Below are 6,730 nucleotides of genomic sequence, written 5' to 3'. Positions count from 1 at the left end.
CGACCTCCCCGACGACGAGCCCGCGCCGCCGCAGCTCCCCGTACACGCGGGCGGTGGTCGAGGCCGCGATGCCCTGCTCGCGCGCGTAGGCGCGCTGCGGCGGGAGGCGGTCGCCGGGGCGGAGACGGCCGGAGAGGATGCGGTGCGCGAGGACGTGGGCGTGGCGCAGGTACTCGTCCATGACCGGCCTTCCGGATCGCCCCGGCACGGGATTGCACCGAGAGCAATCGCCATGATTGCACCGCGTCCCGGCTCCTCCCTACCGTCCCCCGCATGACATCCCCGCAGCTCTCGCCGCCCCCGATCGCCCTCGCCCACGACGACGCCGGCCCCGCCCCCGCGCCTGGCGCCCCGCTCCCCCTCGTCCTGCTCCACGGCACCCCCTTCGACCGCACCCTCTGGACCCCGCTCCGCGAACGCCTCGCGCCGCGCCGACGTGTCCTCGTGCCCGACCTGCGCGGCTACGGCGAAAGCGAAGTCACCCCAGGCACGGTCGAGTTCGCCACCTTCGCGGCCGACCTCGCCCGGCTGCTCGACGCGCGCGGGGTCGGCGACTTCGTGCTCGGCGGGCTGTCGATGGGGGGACAGATCGCGATGGAGTGCGTGCGGCGATTCGGGCCGCGGGTAAAGGGGTTGCTGCTCGTGGGGACGACCCCGGAGGCGGAGTCGCCGGAGGGCGTACGGGCGCGCGCGGAGCTGGCGGCGCGGCTCGAACGGGAGGGCATGGCCCCGTACGCGGAGGAGGTGCTGCCCCGGATGACCGCGACGCCGCCCGAGTCCCCCGTCACCGCGCACGTGCGCCGCATGATGCGCGGCACGCCCCCCGCCGGAGCCGCCGCCGCGCTGCGCGGCCGGGCCCTGCGCCCCGACTACCGCCAGGCGCTGAGCCGGTTCACCGCCCCCGCGCTGGTCGTGGTGGGCGAGCTGGACACGTACACCCCGGTCCCCACCGCCCGCGCCCTCGCCGCCCTCTTCCCGGACGCCCGGCTGGAGATCGTCCCGGGAGCCGCCCACCTGCCCCCGCTGGAGGCGCCGGAACACTTCGGCGGGGTGGTGTCGGACTGGCTGCGGACGGCGGTCGACCCGCGCTCGGGCAGGAGGGGCTGACGGGTCCGGCGTGCGGGCTGACGGGTCCGGCGGGACCCCTGCGGTGCGCGGACGGCCGGGCGCGGCGTCCGGCTCGGGGTGGCCGGGCGCGGCGGCCGTCCCCGCTCCCTACCGGTCCCCCCACCCCTCCTCCAGCAGCTCGAACGCCACCCGCAGTGCCTCCTCCGGGTCCTCCGCCCGGTGCGCCAACGCCCGGGCCTCCAGGGCGAAGTGGGCGAGGGCCGTGCTGCGGGGGTCCGTCGGCGGGGCGCCCGCGGCGGCGGCGACCGCCGCGGCCAGGGCCGATTCGTGGCGCATCCACATGCGGTGCGCGTAGTCGGCGAGGGGCGGGGTGGCGCGGATCAGGTGCTGGAAGGCGGCGAAGCCCTCGCGATCGGCGTTCTTCCGCCACGTACCGCCACTGATGTACGCGTACAGCGCCGCCGGGACGCTCGTGCCCGCCGGGCGGTCGCGGACGGCGGAGACAAGGGCCTCCTCCTGGTCGGTGTCCTCGTCGAAGACCAGCGCCTCCTTGCCCGGGAAGTGCTTGAGCAGCGTCGTCGTCGAGACGTCCGCCTCGTCCGCGATCTCCTTCAGCGTCACGTTGTCGTAGCCGCGCTCCAGGAAAAGGCGGAGCGCCGCGTCCGCGAGGGACCGGCGGGTCGCCGCCTTCTTTCGTTCGCGGCGGCCGGTGGCGGCGGGAGGCGTGGCGGGAGTGGCGGGGGACGCGGGGCTGGCACTCATGCCGTCCAGTTTACGCGAGGCCGCACACGAAGTGGTGCGATACATAAAGTTGTGTCATTGCACTTTTTGCATGAGTGAGCTTTCATGGGCGTCATGCCTGATTCCGCGCCCGCCCCCGCTCCCGAAGCACCCCCGCCCCCCGCCGGCCTGCGCTGGACGCTGCTCGGGGTCATGCTCGCGATGCTGCTGGGGATGCTCGACAACAACATCGTCGGGACGGCGATGCCGACGATCGTCGGGGAGCTGGGCGGCCTCGCGCACCTGTCCTGGGTCGTCACCGCGTACACCCTCGCGACCGCCGTCTCGACGCCCGTATGGGGCAAACTCGGCGACCTGTACGGCCGCAAGCGGCTCTTCCTCGCCTCGATCGGCGTCTTCCTCCTCGGCTCGGCGCTCTCCGGCGCCGCCCGGTCCATGGACCAGCTCATCGCCTTCCGCGCGGTGCAGGGCATCGGCGCGGGCGGCCTCGGCGCCGGGGCCTTCGCCCTCATCGGCGCGCTCGTGCCCCCGCGCGAACGCGGCCACTACCAGGGCATGACCGCCACCGTCATGGCGCTCGGCACGGTCGGCGGCCCGCTCCTCGGCGGAGTCCTCACCGGCCACCTCGGCTGGCGCTGGTCCTTCTACGTCAACCTGCCGCTCGGGCTGCTCGCCCTTGTGTGGGTCGGGGTACGGCTCAAGCTGCCCGCCGTGCGGGCGAAGGCGGTACGCATCGACTACGGCGGCATCGCGCTGCTCACGGTCGCGATCGGCGGCGTCGTGCTGGCCGCGACGTGGGCGGGGAGCACGTACGCCTGGGGGTCCTGGCAGGTGCTCGCCGCCTTCGGCGCGGGGCTGCTCGCGCTCGCGGGCTTCCTCGCCGTCGAACGCCGCGCCCCCGAGCCCGTACTGCCCCTCACCCTCTTCACCGCAAACCGCAACTTCCCGCTCGCGCAGGCGCTCGTCCTCGCCGCCGGGGTCGTCATGTTCTGCTGCTCGCTCTACCTGCCGCTGTTCCAGCAGACCGTGCAGGGCGCCTCCGCGACGAACTCGGGGCTGCTCCTGCTGCCGCTCATGGCGCCGGTCGCGCTCGTCTCGAACGTCGCGGGCAAGCTCATGTCCCGTACGGGGCGGTACAAGATCTTCCCCGTCCTCGGCACCGCGCTCCTCACGCTCGGCAGCGTGCTGCTCGCCACGATGGACACGGGTACGCCGCGGTGGCTGACGAGCTGCTACCTCGTCCTGCTCGGCACGGGCCTCGGGCTGCTCATGCAGATGGCCTCGACGATCGCGCAGAACAGCGTCGGCATGCGCGACCTCGGCGCCGCGTCCGCCGCCTCCAACCTCTCGCGCACGCTGGGCGGTTCGCTCGGGGTCGCCGTCGCGGGCTCGCTCCTGGCGGCGGCGACGGGCGACCGCGGCGCGAGCGCGGGCACCGCGAGCGGCGTCTCGCACATCTTCGTCCTCGTCGCCGCCGTCTGCGCCGCCGGGTTCCTCGCCTCGCTGTACCTGAAGGAGGTCCCCCTGCGCGGCCGGGGCCCCGCACCCCGGCCGGCGAAGGCGGAACCGGCGGCACCCGCCCGCTGAGCACGCGGGACGCCCCCGCGGGGTGAGTGGGCACTCACTCACCCCGCGGGGGCGTCACCGGTCCGCGGCCTCAGCGGCGCCGAAGCCCCCGGCCCGGCACGTCACCGCCTCACTGGTACCTCCGCCTCCGTACCCACGCCATCCGCAGCAGGACCCCGCCGCCGAGCAGCAGCGCGAAGGCGATGCCGGCGGTCGGCGCGAGCCAGGACCCGTCGTCGCCCGTGTGCGGGAGCACGCCCGGGGACGACGGCGAGGGGGACGGGTGCGGGGAGTCGCTGGGGCCCGGGGTGGGCGAGGGGGACGGGGACGGGGACGGGCCCGTGAAGGCGTTCGCGACGCGGAACACCGTGCTCTCGCCCGGCCGTACCTCGAACGGTTCGCCCAGGTTCACCGGCCGCTGCTCCCCGTCGTCGACCATCAGGCTCGCGCTCGTCTCCACGTCCGCGTCCGCCGCCGCGCCGTTGCTGGGCTCGGTGACCGTGCAGGTCGTGGCCGTGGTGAAGGTCTGCTGCGGGAGGCTGCCGCCGGAAGCGCCCGGCTCGATGTCGATGCCGGCCTCCGTGCCGTCCGCGCAGTTCAGTTCGAGATGCGCGGCGTCCGGGCGCAGCTTCTCGTCGTCGCTCGTCGTCTTGATGACGTCGAGCGTCCCCGCCGCCTCGTAGCGGTTGGTGAAACGGCAGGTGGGCCTGGGGTCCTCGGGTGTCAGGCGCACCTCGACGCTGGAGCTGCCCGGCCGGACCGGGCCCACCTGCGCGTCGCCGCAGTCCACCGACTCCAGGACCCAGCGGCCCGCGTCCGTCGCCGGGGGCAGGTACTCCTGCACCGTGTAACGGAGCCGGTCGTCCACCCGCAGTTCGTTCGCGACCGGGCCGGGCTCGCCGTCCTCGCGCACCGCCGGGGTGACCGCGTCCTCCGCCTCCGTCGTCGCCTCGCCCCGGTACAGCGCGGTGCCGTCCGCGGGGCCCGTGACCGCCGGGTGCGGAGTCACGCCGTAGCCGAAGGTGCCCGTCCCGCCCCGGGTGACCTTCTCGATCGCGATCGCGCCGGCGGGCGTATAGGTGTTGGTGAGCAGACAGTGCGGGTTCTCGTCCGCCGTGACCTCGTGCGCGACCCGCCAGGTGTCGCCCGTGTCCGTGATGGGCACCTCCTCGCCGTCGCAGACCGCGCTCGTCAGTTCCCAGGTGCCGCGCCCGTCCGGGGCGGGCTTGTGCTCGATCGCCGTGTACGTGCCGGTGACGACCTCCTGCGAACCGGCGACCGTCTCGGGCACGCCCGGCCGCGTCGTCGTCACCGGATTCACCTCGACGGGCGGCGCCCCCGGCGGCACGTCCAAGTCGATGTCGAAGGTGCCGGTCCCGCCGAGGGTCTCCTTCTGCAACAGGCCCTCACCGCCGCTGCGGCTGTTGGTGTACGTGCACGTCACCGTCTCGCCCTCGACGAGCCCGATCTCCACCTTGCCCGCCGAATCGGTCCTGATCGCGCTCCGGCCGGTACCGCCGTCCGCCGCACGCGCCACGCAGTCGGGGCTCCCGACCAGCTCCCAGCCGCTGCCGGGCTCCAAGGCCTCCTGGAACGTCCACGGGTTGCTGTCGATGTCCGACTCCCCGCGCACGAAGGTCTGCGAGGCGTCCTTGCCGGTCGACGCCGAGAGCACGAAGTCGTTGACGCCGTCATTGTTGGTGTCGGCGTAGGAGAGGTTCCCGTTCATGCGGAAGTCGCCCTGGCCCGCGCCCTCGATGTGCTTGACGACCTTGATCGTGCCCGCGCCCGGCGGCGGCGTCACCGCGTAGTAGTAGCAGAAGACGTGGCGGGCGCCGGACGGGAACGAGACGCGCTCGACGTTGTCGCCGTTGAGGGCGTCCTGCGCGCAGCGCAGCGCGCCGAAACCGTACTGCTCCTGCTTGCCGTTGAGCGGCTGCGCGGGGGTGCCGCCCTGGGTCCACAGGGCGTTGGCGTTGACCGCGGCGACCTCGGCGTCATTGAGGGGGACGGTGACGGCTCCCTGAAGGGTGCGGCCCGTCGGGTTGCCCGCCGCGTCCAGCTCGGGGGTGCTCGCCGAGGTCGTGATGTTCTGCCGGATGGGCCCTGTGACGGTGCTCAGGTTCTGGGTGGCCGCCGTGGGGCCGGTGATGTTCCTGCCGGTGGAGAACGTCCAGCCGGTGAGCGGTTCGCAGGGCGGCAGCGGGGTGCCCGCCGCCTCCTTCGCCGCCGAGACCGCCTCGGAGCTGCCGTAGTTCGAGTTCGGGCCGAGGTCGCGCAGCGACTCCTGGATGTTGTTGCGCGCCTTGTTGGCCATGATGTCGCTGTACTGGGGGCAGTCCCGCGCCACGTACGTGATCGACAGCGGGTTCTCCGCCGCGCGCGGCTGCGCACCGTACGCGGGGACACCCCCGCCCACGGCCACCAGCAGCACCCCGCACCACAGGGCCCACAGCCGGAGCAGGCGCCTTTCCCTTACGTCCCTCGTCATCCGTACCCTCACCACCGCATGTCGTCACTTCGGACACAGCCGTGCCGGTATGCGACAGGAGGGACGGAGAGCGGAGCGGTAAGCACACCGACAGACCGTCCGAAAATCACACAGATGCGGGCAGGGTGGTACCGGAGTGACGGCCGCCTCGGGGCCCGCGACCCTTCCGCCGAGCGCCTTGAAGGGCGGCTAACCTTACGTATCCGCCCTGGCCACGGATCGCCGGGAACCAAGCCGTGAACCAACTGACGCGAAGGGGTGCGCGCATGGGCATTCTGGATCTGCTGCGGAACGCTTTCGGACGCCGGAAGGCGGAGCCGACGGAGGCGGAGGCCGAGGCGCAGGCGCAGGAGTCACCGCGGGCCCCGGAGGCGGGGGAGCCGACCGGGGCCGCGCCCCGCGAGGAGACCCCCGCGCGGGACGCGGAAGCCGCGGCCCCCACCGTCCCGGCCGCCCGTACGGGTGAAACCGAGCCCGAACCGCGCACCGAGCCCCAGCCCGAACCCCTCCCCGAGCAGCGCCGCTCCACCGACGCCACACTCGCCGACGACCTGGTGGCGGCGGCCTTCGACCGCGCCCAGGACCGCCCGACGATCCCGCACCCGGCGGAGCCGGCGGAGGAGGCGGAGGCGCACCCGCAGGCGGAGGCCGAGACGGTACGGGAGCCGGACGCCGTGGAGCCGGAGGCGGAGGCGGAGGCGGAGGCGGAGGCGGAGGCGGAGGCGGAGGCCGCGAGCCCCGCCGAGACCCCCGCCGTGAGCGAGCCCGAGGCGGAGCCCGCGCCGGTCGTCGAGCCGGAGGCCGTACCGGAGCCGGAGGCCGCGCAGGCCGTCGCACCGGAGCCCGTACCGGCACCCGAGGCCC

At 74.2% G+C, this 6,730-nt stretch carries 5 protein-coding genes and 1 pseudogene; 3 read left to right on the top strand and 3 right to left on the bottom strand.

The features are described from left to right. Positions 1-181, bottom strand: a 181-nt coding sequence (locus G3I42_RS19200; RefSeq protein WP_164287586.1) for a GntR family transcriptional regulator, incomplete at its 3' end; no start/stop codon positions are given. A gap of 92 nt (positions 182-273) precedes the next feature. On the opposite strand from G3I42_RS19200, the gene G3I42_RS19195 reads away from it, so the two are divergent. Next, complete coding sequence (locus G3I42_RS19195) at positions 274-1,107, top strand: alpha/beta hydrolase (RefSeq protein WP_164287584.1); 834 nt, start codon at positions 274-276, stop codon at positions 1,105-1,107. A 108-nt stretch (positions 1,108-1,215) separates the two neighbouring features. Here the strand turns inward: G3I42_RS19195 and G3I42_RS19190 are convergent, their stop codons facing one another. Beyond that, positions 1,216-1,830: a TetR/AcrR family transcriptional regulator gene (locus G3I42_RS19190; RefSeq protein ID WP_164287582.1), complete on the bottom strand. Its 615-nt coding sequence runs from the start codon at positions 1,828-1,830 to the stop codon at positions 1,216-1,218. Positions 1,831-1,923: 93 nt separating this feature from the next. On the opposite strand from G3I42_RS19190, the gene G3I42_RS19185 reads away from it, so the two are divergent. Then, entirely contained in the window at positions 1,924-3,396 is a 1,473-nt protein-coding gene (locus tag G3I42_RS19185) for an MDR family MFS transporter (protein ID WP_203607024.1), read from the top strand. 109 nt (positions 3,397-3,505) lie between these two features. Here G3I42_RS19185 and G3I42_RS19180 read toward each other — a convergent pair whose 3' ends face one another. Next, a complete protein-coding gene (locus G3I42_RS19180) occupies positions 3,506-5,866 on the bottom strand; it encodes an LPXTG cell wall anchor domain-containing protein (protein WP_164287578.1) in 2,361 nt (786 codons plus the stop codon). A 266-nt stretch (positions 5,867-6,132) separates the two neighbouring features. Here G3I42_RS19180 and G3I42_RS19175 point away from each other — a divergent pair. Next, positions 6,133-6,730 (top strand): annotated as a pseudogene (locus tag G3I42_RS19175) (Toxic cation resistance protein); the annotation flags it as partial.

It is taken from the genome of Streptomyces sp. SID11385 (genome assembly GCF_010548245.1).
Lineage (GTDB): Bacteria > Actinomycetota > Actinomycetes > Streptomycetales > Streptomycetaceae > Streptomyces.
Note: the sequence above shows the minus strand (reverse complement) of the source record. Positions and strands in the feature narration are given on the sequence as shown.